We start from the raw sequence: 17539 nt of genomic DNA on the forward strand, positions 1-17539 counted from the left end.
TCCGTCGGCTTTCTCAATCCCCCAAACTTATCCCGAACTGACGTTAATGTAACCCGGCCACGGGTTGCAAGCGAACTGGAGCCCTCTCATCCGGTCATGAAGCGCGTCGCGTTTTCAAGGTCAGCCTGGGTGCTGCCGCGGTACAGGGCATTGACGAACTTGCGCCAGATCAGGTCCGGCTCGCCCAGTTCGAAGTCATAAATCCCGTTTGCCGACTCTCTCGTCGCCAATACGTAGATTTGTGATACTTCCGAGGGACCCAGCTGAATGATCGCCTCACCCCAAACGTCGAGGGGAATGCTTTCCTGTGAGTGTGCCCGAAAACCGTAGCGAGAGAGTTCGAAGATTTCGAGGCGCAGCCTGCAGGGCGCCGCATCGAGCACCGGCAACAAAAACTTTGCCGGGCATCTGATCGAAAAGCGCCGGTGACTCCTCTCGACCGCAGCCTCCTGATTCTCCCCGGGAACGGGTGGCAGAACCGCACGGTACGCCGGCAGATCGTAAATCTTGTGCAGCAATTTTTTCTTGCGATCACTGAGCTGCATGAAAACCTTCGTCCGCACATTGAAAAAGTGATCGAGCAATTCGGGGGTCAGTACCGGATCGTTGGTGGTATAGAAACGGCGTGGCGGCAGCTTGATGTTGGGCAGCTTGACCTCGGTGAAGAAGGCGTAGAGGTTTCGCTTGGGCGGTTTGGACGAATAGTGTTTCCGGAAAATCTCCGGGGCGGTACTGAGGTCCAGGGTGGCTCCGACAGCGGGTGCGCCATTCACGAAATCGTAATTCTCGACCACCTTCTGTGTCAGGCGTTTGAAGAACAGCAGCGATTCGTACATCTCGATATGGCTGGGATTGACCGCAATTACGAGGTGTCGGGTATCAAAGAAGGTGGTGCAGTATTCGTACATGAATTTCATCAGCGGGAAGAGAATGCTGCCGCCTGTTCGGCGGAATCGGCGATGTATCGCCAAGGCCGATACTTCGGCAATGTTCCCTTTCTTTTCCCGCAGTGCGGTCAGATCGAAGATGCGCTGTAGGGGAAAGCCCAAGACACTCTCCCTGATCAGGGACAGGGTACCGACTACCTCTCCGTCATATTTTGCGCACAGGGTCGTGGTCGTCGGCAAAGCGTGATAAATGGTGACACGCATCCCGGAGGGATCAGGCTTCATGAATTTGCTGCCCACGTAGGCGTCGTGAAGCAGGGTGAAGCAGGCTTCGAGTTCCTCTTCGGTATCCGCGATCTTCAACTCGAGGCTGGCATTCGGCGCAGGATCGCAATCGACGAAATTACGGTAAACAGCGAAGCGCCTTTCCCGCGGGAGAAAATTGAACAGCTTTCTCAGCGTCCCGCTCAGCAGTTTTCGTACCGGCAAGACTAATTTTCTGATCATTCCCATTTCTCCCAGCAGCAACGGCGACTCCCCAAATGGCACGAGCCTGGCCGCTGCAGAATAATACTCCTGCCCTCTTCCGGCAACTTCGGAGCCTGATTGGTACTTTGCCTACCTTTTACTCTTTGTATTGGAACACGAAAGTGGCTGCAGAGCTTCGGCACCACTCTTTTGAGACACGCACCGTTCATCTTATCAAAAGGGAGGGCCATCACTCCGATTGTTGTCCCCGGCCTCCTCAAGATCGATACCTTGCACGGTCACCAGTGCGCCTTCTTTGCAACCCGGAAAATTGCTTAATCAACATCTCTGCCGTTTATGGTCGTCGTTGATATAGTTCAGCAGCAACGGTAACTGGGCCTCGACCTCGCGCGTCAGCGCGGGCAGCCTGGCCGTGGCCGCGACCAGATCGCCATTGGCGCACAAATCCTCGATCTCCTGAGCCAGGGTACCCAGCGCCTCCAGGCCAACCGCCCTGGCTCCGCTCTTCATGGTGTGCACAATTCGGCGCGAGGTCGGCGCATCGGCCGCGGCCAGCGCGTCGCCGAATTCCTTCAGCGCGCCGGGCACCTGGTCGCAATACATTTGCAGGATACGGTTCACCGCTTCCTGGTTGCCTGACAGCGTCTCGAGCAGCAGATGCGGACGGTACGCCGATCCCGCGGGCGTCGTCGCCACCGCCGGCTCGGTCGCCGCCGGCGCGCCCAGCCAGTGCCGCAATACCGCCACCAGGCGCGCCGTTTCAACCGGTTTCGTCAGGTAGTCGTTCATGCCGGCCTCGATACTGCGCTCGCGGTCGCCCTTGATGGCGTTCGCCGTCATCGCGATGATCGGTATCGTGCGCCTCGCCTCGCCGGCCGCCCCCGCCCGGATGCGGACGGTGGCCTCGTAGCCATCCAGCTCGGGCATCTGGCAGTCCATCAGCACCAGGTCGTAGTCGATGCGTTGCAATGCCTCGATGGCCTCGAAACCGTTGGCGACGGCGTCGGCGGCGACGCCCAGGTGATCGAGCAGGGCCAGCGCGACGAGCTGGTTGAACGAATTGTCCTCCACCACGAGAACCCGTTTGCCCGCCATTTGCGACGCTTCGAGCCGCGTCGCGCCCGGCTCCGGCGCGGCGTCCGGGCGCGCCGGGAGCGGCGCGAACGCCGGCAGGAAGTCGACGACGAACCAGAAGGTGCTGCCGACGCCGACCGCGCTGTCGACGCCGATCTCGCCGCCCATCAGACTCACCAGGCGCTGGCAGATCGCCAAGCCCAGGCCAGTACCGCCGAAGCGCCGCGTCGTCGAGCTGTCGAGTTGCGAGAACGACTGAAACAGATCCCCGCGCTTTTCGGGCGCGATCCCCATGCCGGTGTCGCGTACGGCGAAGCGCAGTCGCGGCTTGTCAGCCGGACTCGCCGGCGCGAGCGTCACCGAAACATCGACTTCGCCGCGGCGGGTGAACTTGATCGCGTTGCCGAGCAGGTTCACGAGGATCTGCCGCAGCCGCCCGGGGTCGCCGCTCAGGCGGTCGGGAACGTCGGCGGCGACCTGCCAGCCGAACTGGAGCCCTTTCTCCTCGGCCCGGTAGCGGAGCAGGTCCATGACTTCCGAAACGACGGCGCGCACCGAGAAATCGATCTCCTCGATCTCCATCTTGCCTGCCTCGACCTTCGAAAAATCGAGGATGTCGTTGATGATCTGCAACAGCGAATCGGCGCTCTTCATCACCGTTTCGGCATAGCTGCGCTGGGTCGGATCGAGTTCGGTATCGAGCAGCAGATGGGTCATGCCCATGACGCCATTCATCGGCGTGCGGATCTCGTGGCTCATGTTGGCGAGAAACTCGCTCTTCGCGCGACTGGCCGCCAGCGCATGCTCCTTGGCTTCCTCGAGCAGCCGGGCGGCGGCGGCGTTGGCCAGCGCCAGCGCGAACAGTTCGCCGATCTGGCCGAGAAAATGCAGAAACTCGGGATTTCCCGTCTGCGGCTCGCCCGCGAGGAAGATGACGCCCAGATCCGCGCCGCCGTGCAGCAGGGGCACCGCGTAGCCGCCCGGCAGGTCGCCGCCGGATTCCAGGAAGGCGATTCCGGCGCCCGGTTGCGGGTGCGCGTAGCGGCTCTCGAGCGTCGCCGGCAGTCGCCATCCGGCGCTGAGGCACATCGGCTGCAGGGCGCCGGTGACCGCATCGCGCGCCAGCAGGCCGGCGCCAGCGGCCGCCCGGCCGGGCATCGCCTGCCTCAAGATGCCGAGGGCTTCGTCGAGCCGCTCGTCCAGCGGCCGGTCAACACCCTGCAGCACACGGGCGATCGCGTACTTGCGCTCGGCGTTCTCCTTGTTTACCCGTTCGGCCAACTCCTTCTTCTTGGCCGGGGTGATTTCCAGGCCGATGCCTCGATAGCCGCAAAAGCCGCCGTCTGCGGCGAACACCGGTTTGGCGCTGATCCGGATCCAGCGCGGCTCGCCATCGACGCCGCGCAGGACGTACTCGAAGTCTCGAAACGGCCGATGATGCGCCAGATCGTCCAGATGAGCCGCCCAGACGGCGGGCTCGACCATCTCGGGAATCGCCAGATCGGGGCGGCGCCGGCCGATGAAGCTCGCCGAGTCGACGTTGAGAACCCGGTCGGTATTGGGCGAGAAATACGAAAAGCGCAGGTCGGCATCCATTTCCCAGAACCAGTCGGATGCCGAATCGGTAAAGTCGCGAAAGCGCGCCTCGCTGTCGGCCACCGCGTCCTGCGCCCGGCGCAGGGCCTCGAGCGGCATCCGGCGCAGGGGCACGAAGAGCAGGAAGGCGAGCAAGCCGCTGCCGATCATGATGAACGCCGAATCCCGCACGATCGGGGCCGCGGAGGCTTGCACGGTAACGGTGGCGACGGGCTCGCCGGACAGGACGACCGCCCGCGTGCGCTCGCGGATCGGCGGCACTGGCCGCGCCGGAATCGCCGCCAGTTCGACGCCCTGCAGGTCGCGGATCGTCACCGCCCACTCCGGGTGCTCGCCGACGATCTCGTCGATGGAATCCGTCAGCCGTTCGGCGGTATAGCGCCAGACGCCGGGATTGCGCGCGATGGTCCGCCCCAGCAACACGGCCTGAGCACTGGCGGCGGTTTCCAGACGCTGCGCGAGGCCTTCCCAGCCGATCAAGAAGTAGCCCAGCGGCGGCACGACGAAGACGAGCAGCGCGACGGCGCCGGTCAGCGCGCTTAACAGGCGCCGCAGACGCGGATCGATGCCTTCAGTCACGGCGCGATCGGAAAGAAGCCCCAGCCGGCGGCAAGCCGACGCCCTCTTTCCGATCTGGCGAAACCGAGAAAGCCCTTCACCGCCGCGTTGGGGGCGGCCGAGGTGGCCACCACGATCGGCTTCATCCAGGGATAGCCCCCGCTGGCAATCGTCTTGTCGCTGGCTTCGACGCCGTTGACGACGACCGGATTGACGCGCCGCCCGTCCAGTCGGGCGAGCCCCAAAGTGGTCGGGCCGATGGCGCCCGGCAGGCGCGCGATGAGGTCGATGGCGTCGAGGTCGTTGTCCGCGTACAACAGGCCCTTGCGCAGGTAGGCGGCGTCCACCGCCTCGTTCAATTCGGGTGCCATACCGCGCAGGATCAGCATGTCGCTTTCGTTCTTGCTGCGCATGACGAGGCGAATCGGCGTTCCGTCCTCCCACTGCGTCCGCCGCCCGGCGTAGATGTCGGCCAGCTCGCGAAAGGACAGCCGCGGCGCGTGGGGACCATTGACCGCGATGACGAGGGGCGTGCGGGCGTAGGTCTCGGCCTGAAGCTGGGCCGACTCGTCGGCCGTCGGCCCGCGCCCGAGCAGCGCGATCTCCAGCCCGCCGGCGCGCAGCGCCCGCACGCCGCCATTCGAGCCCAGGGGCGGCATGATCACGTTGATCTCGGCGCCGGGCGTCGATTTCCGGTATTCCTGCACCAGGCGCTCGAAGAGCGCGCTGCCGACCCCGGTACCGCCGATCCGGACGGGTTCCGCCAGGGCCGCGCCAGCCATCGACAGGACGGCGACCAGGCACGACAAGATGCGCCCGAGCATCGCCCGGACGGACGACGACACGTTGCGGTGGTGTCGGACAGGCGGATTCTTCATTTTTCAGTCTCTGATGGTGAATTTCGGCTGGCAGGTGGTCCTCCCCGTGAGTCGACGTCATACCGTCGGCAGCGCGAAAGGATTGGAAAATCAACGCAACGTCCGGGAGTATCTCCGGCATTGGGTGCGGCAGTCAATCGCCGCATGGCGCGTGGCCATCCCGGCAAAGCGTTGCGCCGCATGATCCCGGTCACTGCGCCATTATGCCATCCTGATCACCGGCCAGGACGATGCGGGTCGGCCGGTCGCCGTGGCAGACGGCAGCGGCGTCGCGCGTTTTCGCTTCTACGATCAGCCGCCGCGCCGTCTGCCGGCGCGTTTTCTGGCTTGTTTTGCTGGCCCTGAGCCTGCGATGACTCTTGGCATGGCGTTTTGCGAAAATCACTAAGCCCCTGCCCTGACTGTTGCATCTTTCGTTCGATTGGTACAGCATCGCCGATTGATCAATTTCAAGTATAAGAATGGAGGATTGAAATGATCGCTGCATTGCGCCGCCTGAGTCTGATGAACCGTCTGATCGTGAGCGCCGTTCTGGCCTTGCTGGCCATGTTGCTGATCGTCTGGGAAAGCCTGTGGTCGATGCATGCCCTGCTTTACCAGGACCGTCAGGTCAAAACCAGGCATCTGGTTGAGGCAGCGGTCGGCGTCCTGGATCATTACCACGCCCTGCAAAAAGCCGGCACGCTGAGCGAGGATGAAGCCAGGCAGCAGGCCATTGCAACGCTCAAACGAATGCGTTACGAAAAGACCGAGTACTTCTGGATCAACGACCTCGGCAAGCCGGTGCCGAAAATGGTGATGCACCCGACGGTCCCGGCGCTTGATGGCAAAGTGCTCGATGAGACCCGTTTCAACAAGGCCATTTCCCTGCAGGCCGGGTTGAGCGGCGCAAAAATCAGGGTGGAAGGCAAGAATCTGTTTGTCAGCTTCGCCGAGGTGCTCGACCAGGCGAGCGAAGGCTATGTCGAATACCTCTGGCCCAAGCCACTCGCAGGTGGCGGAGTGAGCAGCGAACTGTTTACCAAGCTGTCCTACGTCAAGAAATTCGAACCCTGGGGCTGGGCTGTTGGTTCCGGCATCTACATTGATGATATCGAACGGATTTTCCGGGAGGAGGCGACCCACAGCGTGTTCCTGGCGATAGCTGCGACCTGCATTCTGCTGTTGAGCAACTGGCTGGTCAGGAAAAGCATCGTCAGCGAGTTCGGTGGCGAACCCCGCCTCGCGCTGGGCGTGTCCAGCAGGATTGCCGAGGGCGACCTGACACAGGCGATATCCCTGCAAAAGAATGACCGGAGCAGTCTCATGTTCGTTCTCGCGCACATGCAAAGCAGCCTCAAGGAAATGCTGCGCGCCATCTTCCTCAACGCCAACAAGGTGCAGGCAAGTATCGAACGCCTTTCCGCCGAGTCCAATGAGATCAACCTGGCGACCCAGGTGCAGGCCGGTGCCGTCAGCCACACCCGTTCGGCGATTACCGACGTTTCGGCAAGCGTCGAGGTGGTGAATGGGCTGGTGCATGCGACCGAAGACGGTGCCAACGAGGTGGCGCGACGCGCCCATGATGGCGCCCATGTGGCGGCGAAGGTCGCCGTCGAGATGCAGGCCATCGCCGATACGGTTGCGGTTTCGTCGGAGCAGGTTTCCCGGCTGGTGGCCAGTACCAGCGAAATCGGACAGATGGCCAAGGTGATCAGGGAAATCGCCGACCAGACCAACCTGCTGGCGCTCAATGCGGCCATCGAGGCCGCGCGCGCCGGCGAACAGGGGCGCGGCTTCGCGGTCGTGGCTGACGAGGTTCGCAAGCTGGCCGAGCGAACCAGCAAGGCGACGAGTGAGATCGGCGGCATCCTGCAGGGCATCCGGACCGATACCGAAAGTGCCGTGGCAGGCATGCAGGCAGCGGCGCCGGTCATTGCCAGCGGCGTCACGCAGGCCAACTCCGCTGCCGATACCTTGCGGGCCATCGAAGAACAGGCGCAGGACACCCTCCAGAAAATGAACGCGCTGTCGCAGGCCACCCGCGATCAGACACGCCTGATCGAAGACATTGTCAGCAATGTGGATGAGGTGATGAATGCTTCAGGACAGACCGAAAATGTGATCAAACAGTCGCTGCAATCGGCGGCCGACCTGGAACAGGCATCCAGCGCAATGTTCTCGATGGTGCAACGCTTCAATATCGGCGAGCTGGACAACCATGGACGGCCAGTGGTGACTCGGGGTCAGGCTGCGGTCAAGCCGCTGATGGCCTGGTCGAGTGCCCTGGCCGTGGGACATGCCGAGATTGATCGCCAGCATCAGGTATTGATCGAAATCGCCAACCGCCTGAACAATGCCATGCTCACCGGCGCAGGCAAGGCTGCCTGCGGCTTGATTCTCGACGAACTCGTCAACTATACGGTCAATCATTTCGGCTTCGAAGAGAAGTTGATGGAGAAGCACAGCTACCCAGACCGTGCGGCGCACCTGGACGCCCATCGCAAGCTGATTGCCGAGGTCTCGAAGTTCAAGCGCCAGTACGAAGACGGTGGAACGATCTCGGTCGAGCTGATGGGCTTCATCCGCGATTGGCTGGTCAACCACATTCTCAAGGTCGACCGGGCGCTGGCGCGTGATCTGAACAGCCGGGGGCTGTCGTGAAACTCCCTTGCCGGGCCCTGGCAGCGCTTGCCTCCCGTCCATCGGGATCACCCGCAGCCGCCGCACGATGAGCGACCTGGCCGACCTGGTCCGGCGGCAGCGTCGCCGCCGTGTTCTGGCTCTGGGCGGGGTGGTTGCGGCGTACGTCCTGTCGTTTTTTCAGCGCTTTGCGCCGGTCGGCATCGCGCCGGACCTGATCCTGGCATTCAACACCACGGCGTCATCGCTGGGCGTGCTGGCGGCAACCTACTTTTATGTTTATACGGTGATGCAGGTACCCACCGGCATTCTCGTCGATACGCTCGGGCCGCGCCTGATTCTCCTGCTCGGCGGACTGGTCGGTGGCGTCGGGAGTCTGTTGTTCGGCATGGCGCCGAATCTGGACCTGGCCCTGCTCGGCCGGACGCTGATCGGGCTGGGCGTTTCAGTGACTTTCATCGCCATGCTCAAGATCATCGCCGTCTCGTTCGATGAACGCCGTTTTGCCAGCCTGGTTGGACTCAGCGTGCTGATCGGCAATCTGGGATCGGTGCTGGCCGGCGCGCCACTCTCCTGGCTGGCCCAGATCACCGGTTGGCGCGGCGTCTTCATCGGCCTGGCGGCCGTATCGCTGCTCCTGGGCGTGGCTTGCTGGTACTTGTTGCGCGAGCCGTCAGACGATACCCAAGGTTTGCCGGCAACCGCAGTTAAACCTCGCTTCGACCGGACAGTGGTGCTTTCCGGTTTGCTGTCGGTTCTCGGAAACCGCGATACCTGGCCGGTGGTCGCGGTGAATTTCGGCATCTGCGGCAGCTTCCTGGCTTTTGCCGGCTTGTGGGCCACCCCTTTTCTGACCCAGGTGCACCATCTGACCCGCGTCGTTGCGGCCAATCATGTGAGTCTCCTGTTCGCTGCTTTTGCCCTGGGCAGTGTGTTTGTCGGTACGCTCTCCGACCGCCTTGGTCGGCGAAAACCGGTGCTGGTGGTGAGTAGTCATCTGTATGCCTTGATCTGGCTGATCTGGCTTTCCGGCAGCACCTTGCCCCTGAGCTTGAGCTACGCGCTGTTTGCGCTGATGGGTCTGGTTTCTGCCAGTTTCACGCTGACCTGGACCTGCGCCAAGGAAGTCAATCCACCACTGCTCTCCGGAATGTCGACCAGCGTCACCAATATGGGCGGTTTCCTGGCAGCCGCCATCCTGCAGCCGCTGGTCGGCTGGGTCATGGATTTGGGGTGGCAAGGTGGCTTGACTGCGACCGGGGCACGTCTTTACACGCCAGAGGATTTCCAGGCCAGCCTACTCCTGCTGGCCGGGACGGCCAGCTTCGGGGCTCTGGCGACATGGCGGATTCGGGAAACCCACTGCCGGAACATCTGGCATGCGCCGGCCTGAGCAGCAAAGCCCGTGCATGACGTCAAAGTTCCTTTTTGACCGGCATAACGCAACTGACGCCACAGCGTCAAGTATTGCGCGTCTGCATGCGCCAAGACCCATTGGGCTGGACGGGTGCTCCGATCACGGAGAGCGGGGCAGAACGATTGACGTTCATATGGCAAACGACTAGACTCGCGCATGCCGCTAGCACGAGGGGAGACCGCAGCGGCTGATCGACTGATCACAAAAAGGAGCTGCTGATGGCGATAAAACTGGCGGCCGTTATTCTCGTCGCTTTACTGCAAGCGGGATTGGTGTTTTTTGCTGCCGGCGGCTTGACGACGGCGGCGATGATGGCGGCAGCAGGTGGTGTCGTACTCGTCGCGGCTTTATCGTTTTGGCTGCTGCGCTCAGGAGGGACCGGCATGCGCGCTTCGGCAAGCATCGCTGTCGAGGAACTGCGCCGCATTCAAGAGGGCCGCGCGCCGCTCTCCCTCCAGCTCAGCGGCAATGAACCGATCATCTTCCAGCTCAATCAGTTGCTGTCGATGTTCCGGCGCATCCTCATCCGCACGCGCGGGATGAGCGCGCAAGCGGCCATTGGCGCGGCGAAGATGAACGTGATCGCCAAAAACGCGTTGGCCGGCGCGACGATACAAGGTGAGCTGTCGAGCAAAATTTTCGCGACGTCGCAGGACGCGAGCCGCTCGGCCAATACCGTGCTCAGCAACGCGTCGTTAGTCGCAACCACCTCGACCGCCAATCTTGAGCTCGCCGAACGCGCCTTGCAGGAAATGCACCACCTCGCCGGCGAGATCGTCAACGTCAGCAGTCGGCTGCGCGGCTTTCGCGAAACGGTCAAGCAGCTCGACAAGAGCGCCTCGCATATCGCCGAGATCTCGCAATTGATCAACGAATTTTCGGATCAGACCAACCTTCTGGCGCTCAACGCGGCGATCGAGGCGGCGCGTGCCGGCGAACATGGACGCGGCTTCGCCGTCGTCGCCGACGAGGTGAGGAAGCTGTCACAGAGCGTCAAGTCGGCGTCGAACACGATTTCCGAAAACATCTCCGAGATGACCAGGCTGGTCAAACACACCGACCAGGACTCCACGCTGATCGCCGACAGTGTTGACCGCTCGCGATCGATCGTCGAAGAGTCGGCGGTCAATTTCGACCGCATGGTCGTCGACCTCAAGGATGCGACAACCAAGATCAGCGAAATCACGGCCGCGATCGAGTCGCTGCGGACCTGCAACGAAACGCTGCACGAGATCGCCGAGCAGGTTCAGGCAGCGAGCACCCGCATCGTCGAGCAGGTGAAAACCTCCGAGACCTACGCTGGCGAGCAGCGCGAAGCGACCGAACGCGTGCAGGGAACACTCGCCCAGCTGCGCACCGGCAACAGCGATTTTGATCGCATCGTCGAAATCACTGAAGCGTATCGGAGCAAGGTGGCTGCGCATCTTGAAAAGTTGTCCTCGGAAGGCGTCAACGTCTTCGATCAGAACTACCAGCTGATTCCCGGTTCCAATCCGAAGCGTTACAAGACGTGCTATGACGATCACTGCGAGAAGAGCTTGCAAGCCGACGGCGACGCGGCGCTGGCCTCCGGTTCGCGCATCGTCTATGCCCTGGCGCTCGATAGCAACGGTTACGCGCCGACGCACAACAGCAAGTTTTCCAACCCGCCAACCGGCGACTACGCCAAGGATCTCGTCGGCACGCGCGACAAGCGGATTTTCGACGATCTGGTCGGCATCAAGTTGGCGCGGAATACCGAGCCGAGCCTGTTTCAGACCTATCTGCGCGACACCGGCGAGGTTCTCGGCGACCTGTCAATGCCGGTGATGGTCAATGGCCGGCGCTGGGGGGCGGTGCGGGTCGGCTTTGACCCGCAGGTCGTCATCGGCGAGACCGGCTAGCAAGAAGGGGGGAGATTTTTGAGGAGTTGACGCGGTTCGCACATTAACCACGCTGGTGAGTCATCAGTTTCTTCAAACCTTCGGTATTGAGAATCCGGATTTTTCTTTGATGTACGGCGAGCAGTTTTTCCTCCTGGAAATGCGAAAAGGCCCGACTGACGGTTTCCAGTTTGAGGCCGAGGTAGCTGCCGATTTCGTCGCGTGACATGCGCAGATTGAATTCGGCAGGCGAATAGCCGCGGGCCTTGAAACGTTGCGAGAGGTTGAGGAGAAATGCCGCCAGACGTTCCTCGGCGCGCATCGTCCCGAGCAACATCATCACCCCGTGGTCACGAACGATTTCGCGGCTCATCACCTTGTGGAAGTGATGCTGCAAGGTGTGGATTTGTCTGGACAGCCCTTCGAGATGCGAGAAGGGAATCGCACAGACTTCACTGTCTTCAAGGGCGATGGCGTTACAGGTATGGATTTCACTGCTGATACCGTCGAGGCCGAGCAGCTCGCCGGTCATCTGGAAGCCGGTGACCTGGTCACGGCCATCCTCAATCAGCACATCGGTCTTAAAAAACCCGCTGCGCACCGCGTAGATCGATTCAAAGACCTGCCCGGCGCGGTAGAGATAATCGCCTCGTTTCAGTCGCCGGCGAGTGGAAACCAGTTCGTCGAGCTTCTTCAGTTCCTCCGGGGCGAGGCCGATGGGAAGGCACAACTCGCGGAGGTTGCAGTTGGAACAGGCGGTTTTCACGATTTCAAAGGCCAGCCTCGCAGTCGCGGCATCTTTGGGCATACTGAGCTTTTTTCTCTAAACCCTGCGTTTGATCCACGTCAACCCGACGGCATCGCCTCGGCCCGATAATGCAGACAACAATTAGTCTCGTGGGAACATGGACTCTGCCGCAGGCAACCTCGTTTTCGATCCTCAGATCATCCGCCGTTTCGACATCAACGGTCCGCGCTACACGTCGTACCCGACAGCGGACCGCTTCGTTGAAGCCTTTGGCGCAGATGCCTCCAGACTCTGGCTCGGCAAGCGCAATATTGGTGCCATCAGCCGGCAGTTGTCATTGTACTTCCACATTCCCTTCTGCAACACCATCTGCTATTACTGTGCGTGTAACAAGATCATCACCAAGGACCACGGCCGTTCGGCCAAATACCTGAAATACCTGGCACGCGAACTGGCACTGCAGAGCAGCTATCTCGAAGGCGGCGACCAGGAAGTGGCGCAGTTGCACTGGGGAGGAGGGACGCCGACCTTTCTGTCACACGACGAGATGCGTCAGTTGATGGCCGCAACGCGCAGGCACTTCAGACTGATCGAGGGGGGCGAGTACTCGATCGAAGTCGATCCGCGCAAGGTGGATCGCACCACCGTCGAACTGCTCGGCGAACTGGGTTTCAATCGCATGAGCGTCGGCGTGCAGGATTTCGATGCAAGCGTCCAGTTGGCCGTGAACCGTGTGCAGAGCGAGGAAGAAACCTGCACCGTCATCGCCGCAGCCCACGCCACCGGTTTCAAGTCGATCAGCGTCGACCTGATCTACGGCCTGCCTAAGCAGACGGTGATGGGCTTCGACCGCACCCTCGAGCGCGTGATCGAACTCAGTCCAGATCGCGTCTCGATCTACAACTACGCCCACCTGCCCGGCCTGTTCAAGCCGCAACGCCGCATCCTGGAGTCGGACATGCCCTCCGCCGACGCGCGTCTGCAGATTCTTGCCCTGGCGATTCGCAGAATGACCGACGCGGGCTATGTCTACATCGGCATGGACCACTTCGCGAAACCCGACGATGAACTTGCAGTTGCGCAGCGGCAGGGGCGCCTGCACCGCAACTTCCAGGGGTATTCGACGCATTCGGACTGCGATCTGCTGGCCTTCGGCATCTCGTCGATCAGCAAGGTCGGACCCACGTACAGTCAGAACGTGAAGACCCTTGACGAGTATTATGACCGGCTGGACAGCGGCACCCTGCCGGTCTACCGCGGCATCGAGCTGAACGCGGATGACCTGCTGCGGCGTTCGATCATTCAATCGCTGATGTGCCATTTCGAATTGTCGATCGAGTCGATCGAAATTGCCCACCTGATCGACTTCAGGACCTATTTCGCCACCGAATTGGACGATCTCCGCGCAATGGTCAGCGCTGGTCTGGTGCGCATCGATGATAAATGGATCAGCGTGTTGCCGCGCGGCCGCATGCTGGTCAGAGCGATCTCGATGGTCTTCGACCGCTATCTGCGTGCCGACCGGCAGCGTACCCGCTACTCGAAGGTGATCTGAACAGAGCAGCGTGCGCTCCAATGCTCATACGACCCTCTCCATCCGCGCCAGAACAAACGCCTGTTGCCCGAACCAAAGCGATCGCTGACCAGCCACCCGATTTACCGCAATTTACGGACTTGATCCGCTACTGACGCACCAGCCTTAGACCGTTAGCCACAACCAGAAGACTCGCGCCCATATCAGCGAATACCGCCATCCACATGGTGCCCATACCCAGCAGCGTGAATACCAGGAAAACGGCCTTGATCCCCAATGCCAGCGTGATGTTTTGTACCAGTATCGTTCGGGTGGTGCGCGATAGGCGAACGAAGCGCACAATCTTGTTCAAGTCGTCGTCCATCAGAGCCACGTCAGCCGTCTCGATAGCCGTATCGGTACCCGCCGCGCCCATGGCAAAGCCGATGTCGGCTCGCGCCAGGGCTGGGGCATCGTTGATCCCGTCGCCCACCATGCCAACCTTGCCGCTCTGCGCGTAGCGTTCGATTGCCCGCAGCTTGTCTTCTGGCAGTTGATCGCCCCAGGCTTCGTCGATTTCAACCTGGGCCGCTATGGCCCGCGCGGTGTGTGCGTTATCGCCGGTCAGCATGACTGTTTTGATGCCCAGTTCATGTAGCGTCCGGATCGCAGCGCGGCTACCGTCCTTGACCGTGTCGGCCACGGCAAACAGGACGAGTACGCGCTCGCTATCGGTGAGCAGAATGACTGTCTTACCTTGCTCTTCCAATTCACCAAGCTGTACCTCTAGGGGTGGAGTGCATACGCCAAGTTCATGGATCAGCCGATGGTTGCCAAGCTGATAATGCACGCCGCCCACTGTTCCGCGCACACCTCGCCCTGGCATGGCGGCGAAGTCGGCCACATCAAGCAGGATGGTGCCGTTCTGCTGTCCGGCGGTGGCGATGGCGTGAGAAACCGGGTGATCGGAGCGCGCAGCGAGACTGGTGGCAACACGGACGGCATCCAGTCCGACCGGCTGATCCAGCAAGACGGTATCGGTTAACGCGGGTTTGCCGTGCGTGATGGTGCCGGTCTTGTCGAATGCCAGCCACGCCAGCTGGTAGCCTTCTTCAAGGTAAACGCCGCCCTTGATCAAAATGCCGTGGCGGGCCGCTGCGGCCAGACCGCTGACGATGGTAACGGGAGTCGAAATGACCAAGGCGCACGGACAGGCTATGACCAGCAGAACCAGCGCCCGGTATACCCAATCGTGCCAGCCTTCACCGAGCAGCAACGGCGGCACAAGAGCCACCGCCAACGCAAAGGCGAACACCACCGGCGTGTAAACCCTGGCAAATTGATCGACAAAACGCTGGGTAGGGGCACGTGCGCCTTGCGCTTCCTCGACCGCATGAATGATGCGCACCAGGGTCGAATGTGTGGCTTCAGCAGTAACCCGGTATTCAAATGAGCCAGATTGGTTGATTGTTCCGGCGAACACACTGTCACCAATTGATTTCTCGACCGGCAAGCTCTCGCCAGTAATCGGCGCTTGGTTGATATTTGAGCGCCCAGCCATCACCACGCCATCAAGGGCAATTCGTTCGCCTGGTCTGACCCGCACGATTTGGCCAATGGTGACGGCCTTGGCCGACATATCGGCCCAATCGCCGTTTGCCTGCTGTACTGTCGCCAGTTCAGGCGTGAGTTGCACCAAGCTGCGGATGGCATTGCGTGCCTGATCCAGCGACTTGGCCTCGATCAACTCGGCCAGAGTGAACAGAACCATGACCATTGCCGCTTCCGGCCATTGCCGCAGCAGTACCGCACCAGTAACAGCAATGCTCATCAAGGCATTGATATTCAGATTGCCGTGGCGCAATGCAATCCAGCCCTTTTGGTAAGTGCCTAGGCCGCTGAGGGTGATGGCAACGAATGCCAGCAGCGCCGATAACCATTCCGGCATGCCAACCCAATGCATGATTTCCGCACCCAGTGCGGCCACGCCGGCCAGGGCCAGAGGCCACCAGGGTTTTCCGGTCGGCTCGGTGAGCGCTGTTTGGGTGGCGGACTCCATCGCTTCGGAATTCATGCCCAAGTCGCGGATGGCTGCTTCAACGGCGGCCAAGGCGTCGTTGTCATGGACAACGGACAGCACGCGCTGCATCAGGTTGAATTCCAATCCTTGCACGGAGGTCATGCCACCAAGTTTCTTGCGGATCAACGCTTCCTCGGTGGGGCAATCCATCTGGGCAATGCGTAGACGGGTCAGCGTGGAGCCAGCCGGAATATTGACCGTGACCAGGTTGGCGTCATCTGACGTTGGCACTCCTAACGAAATGGCTGCGGAGCACGCATGGTCATGCGAATGTACATGATCGTGATGAGCGATCATGTTATTGTCACCAAGTGAATGGTCATGGCTGCAAGCGTGGTGAGCACGCGAAGTTTTCTCGGGGCGAAAGGACATGGCGCGATCCAATTGTCTGAATATTGCGCATTTCACACCCTGAAGCTACTATAGGGTCAAGTGTTTTGGGGCCTATCCATGAAAATCGGTGAACTCGCCCAAGTGGCGCAATGCACGGTGGAAACCGTGCGCTACTACGAAAAGGCCGGACTGTTGTCGCCCCCGGCGCGCACGGCGGCCAACTACCGCAGCTATGGCGATGCTCATGTTGACCGGCTGCGCTTCATCCGTAACTGTCGGGCGTTGGACATGACGCATGCAGAAATCCATGCTTTGCTGGGCCTGATGGATCAAGCTGCCGGCGATTGCGGTGGTATCAATCAGCTTCTTGACGAGCACATTGCCCACGTTGATATGCGTATCGCTGAATTGTCCCAACTCAAGCAGCAACTCAGTGAATTGAGACAATGCTGCCAGAGCAAACAGGCCGTGGACGCATGCGGCATTTTGCAGGGGCTGGCGTCAATGGAAACTGAGCAGAGACACGAACGGCACACGCACCTCGGTTAATCGAGGTCTTACCGTCCAAGATCAGGTGTTCGCGACGGGAAGGTAGCCGCCATGACATCAATGATCTTCCGATTGGCCCATGCGAATTGGGGGGCTCCGAGGGCGTGTCAGCAAGAAGCCCCCAAGCTTTCGCCTGAGGGCCGTCTTGCCAGAAGGAAAATGATCTCGATTACTTTGCCGCGGGAGTCGCAGTTTCTGCCTTCGTCTCGGTCTTCACGGCATTGGTGCCATTTGTCTTGGTCTTGGCGTGATGCGTTGCCGCTTTCGGGGTTTCGGTCTTCGCAACTTCCATCGTGGCCGGTGCTGCGGTCTTCGCCGTTTCAGCCTTGATCGGTTCGACAGCCTTCGGTGCCTCAATCTTCTTCTCGGCACTCGCGACGGTCGGAGCCGTTCCCTTGGCAACGGGCGCGGCAACTGGGGTGCCCGTCTGAGCAAAAGCAGTGGCAGCAAAACCAGCGGCAACAACAAGAGCAATCACGGTCTTCATCATTTTGAATCTCCTTGGGTAGTTTCGTTTTCGGTGCTGCCGAATGGCAGCGCCTTGAAGCGAATAACGTGCTCGGTCACCACAAGATGTCATCGGTTGTGTAAGCCCGTGTATCGGGCTGTGACCTTGGCAGCTTGGCGCTCCAACGGCGCAAGGAGAATGGCTGAGAAAATACTGGCACCGGCCGCGGTGTCGAAACCGAGGGCTTCCGGACGTGTGCCGTAAGGCGCATAGCGGTAGTCGACGTGCTCGCCGGCGGCGCTGCGGAGTGCGGCGGCAACCGGGTGGACGCCGTGCGGCGGCGAGTTGACCGCCTTTGATTGGCGGCCCTATACTCGACCGATGCCCATGAGCTTCGTACCGTTTGCGCCCCTGGCGGCCATGCCCGGCAAGTTCCGGCTGGCGGTCCGCCGGCCATTGTCCGGCGTTGCAAGGGGCGGCAGGCG

Annotated in this window: 12 protein-coding genes; 5 read left to right on the top strand and 7 right to left on the bottom strand. The window is 61.1% G+C overall.

What is annotated here, in order from left to right; all coding sequences use genetic code 11:
• Positions 1–86: 86 nt before the first annotated feature.
• From CAPSK01_RS19170 to CAPSK01_RS19185, 4 genes are all read right to left on the bottom strand, one after another.
• Positions 87–1394, bottom strand: a complete 1308-nt coding sequence (locus CAPSK01_RS19170) for a hypothetical protein (RefSeq protein ID WP_034930550.1) — start codon at positions 1392–1394, stop codon at positions 87–89.
• 300 nt (positions 1395–1694) lie between these two features.
• Positions 1695–4625: a PAS domain-containing hybrid sensor histidine kinase/response regulator gene (locus tag CAPSK01_RS24030; RefSeq protein WP_273704102.1), complete on the bottom strand. Its 2931-nt coding sequence runs from the start codon at positions 4623–4625 to the stop codon at positions 1695–1697.
• Positions 4622–5482 (bottom strand): substrate-binding domain-containing protein, encoded by an 861-nt coding sequence (locus CAPSK01_RS19180; protein WP_034930552.1) that lies wholly within the window; start codon positions 5480–5482, stop codon positions 4622–4624. Before CAPSK01_RS19180 ends, CAPSK01_RS24030 begins: the two co-directional genes overlap by 4 nt.
• A 190-nt stretch (positions 5483–5672) precedes the next feature.
• Complete coding sequence (locus tag CAPSK01_RS19185) at positions 5673–5969, bottom strand: hypothetical protein (protein ID WP_273704103.1); 297 nt, start codon at positions 5967–5969, stop codon at positions 5673–5675.
• On the opposite strand from CAPSK01_RS19185, the gene CAPSK01_RS19190 reads away from it, so the two are divergent.
• The 3 genes from CAPSK01_RS19190 (at position 5957) to CAPSK01_RS19200 (ending at position 11404) form a co-directional block, all read left to right on the top strand.
• Entirely contained in the window at positions 5957–8125 is a 2169-nt protein-coding gene (locus tag CAPSK01_RS19190; RefSeq protein WP_034930557.1) for a bacteriohemerythrin, read from the top strand. The genes CAPSK01_RS19185 and CAPSK01_RS19190 overlap by 13 nt on opposite strands.
• Positions 8126–8192: 67 nt before the next feature.
• Positions 8193–9497: an MFS transporter gene (locus CAPSK01_RS19195; protein ID WP_273704104.1), complete on the top strand. Its 1305-nt coding sequence runs from the start codon at positions 8193–8195 to the stop codon at positions 9495–9497.
• Positions 9498–9739: 242 nt separating this feature from the next.
• Complete coding sequence (locus tag CAPSK01_RS19200) at positions 9740–11404, top strand: methyl-accepting chemotaxis protein (protein WP_273704105.1); 1665 nt, start codon at positions 9740–9742, stop codon at positions 11402–11404.
• A 43-nt stretch (positions 11405–11447) separates the two neighbouring features.
• Here the strand turns inward: CAPSK01_RS19200 and fnr are convergent, their stop codons facing one another.
• A complete protein-coding gene (fnr, locus tag CAPSK01_RS19205; RefSeq protein ID WP_034930559.1) occupies positions 11448–12191 on the bottom strand; it encodes a fumarate/nitrate reduction transcriptional regulator Fnr in 744 nt (247 codons plus the stop codon).
• Between the two features lie 97 nt (positions 12192–12288).
• On the opposite strand from fnr, the gene hemN reads away from it, so the two are divergent.
• Entirely contained in the window at positions 12289–13686 is a 1398-nt protein-coding gene (hemN, locus tag CAPSK01_RS19210) for an oxygen-independent coproporphyrinogen III oxidase (RefSeq protein WP_034930560.1), read from the top strand.
• A 127-nt stretch (positions 13687–13813) separates the two neighbouring features.
• Here the strand turns inward: hemN and CAPSK01_RS19215 are convergent, their stop codons facing one another.
• Positions 13814–16021, bottom strand: a complete 2208-nt coding sequence (locus CAPSK01_RS19215; RefSeq protein ID WP_273704106.1) for a heavy metal translocating P-type ATPase — start codon at positions 16019–16021, stop codon at positions 13814–13816.
• A 153-nt stretch (positions 16022–16174) separates the two neighbouring features.
• Between CAPSK01_RS19215 and cadR the strand changes: the two genes are divergently transcribed.
• On the top strand, positions 16175–16606 hold the full coding sequence (cadR, locus tag CAPSK01_RS19220; protein ID WP_034930563.1) for a Cd(II)/Pb(II)-responsive transcriptional regulator: 432 nt from the start codon (positions 16175–16177) through the stop codon (positions 16604–16606).
• A gap of 169 nt (positions 16607–16775) precedes the next feature.
• Here the strand turns inward: cadR and CAPSK01_RS24035 are convergent, their stop codons facing one another.
• A complete protein-coding gene (locus tag CAPSK01_RS24035) occupies positions 16776–17096 on the bottom strand; it encodes an amine oxidase (RefSeq protein WP_273704107.1) in 321 nt (106 codons plus the stop codon).
• Positions 17097–17539 lie beyond the last annotated feature (443 nt).

The organism is Candidatus Accumulibacter vicinus, assembly GCF_000584955.1.
Classification (GTDB): Bacteria; Pseudomonadota; Gammaproteobacteria; order Burkholderiales; family Rhodocyclaceae; genus Accumulibacter; species Accumulibacter vicinus.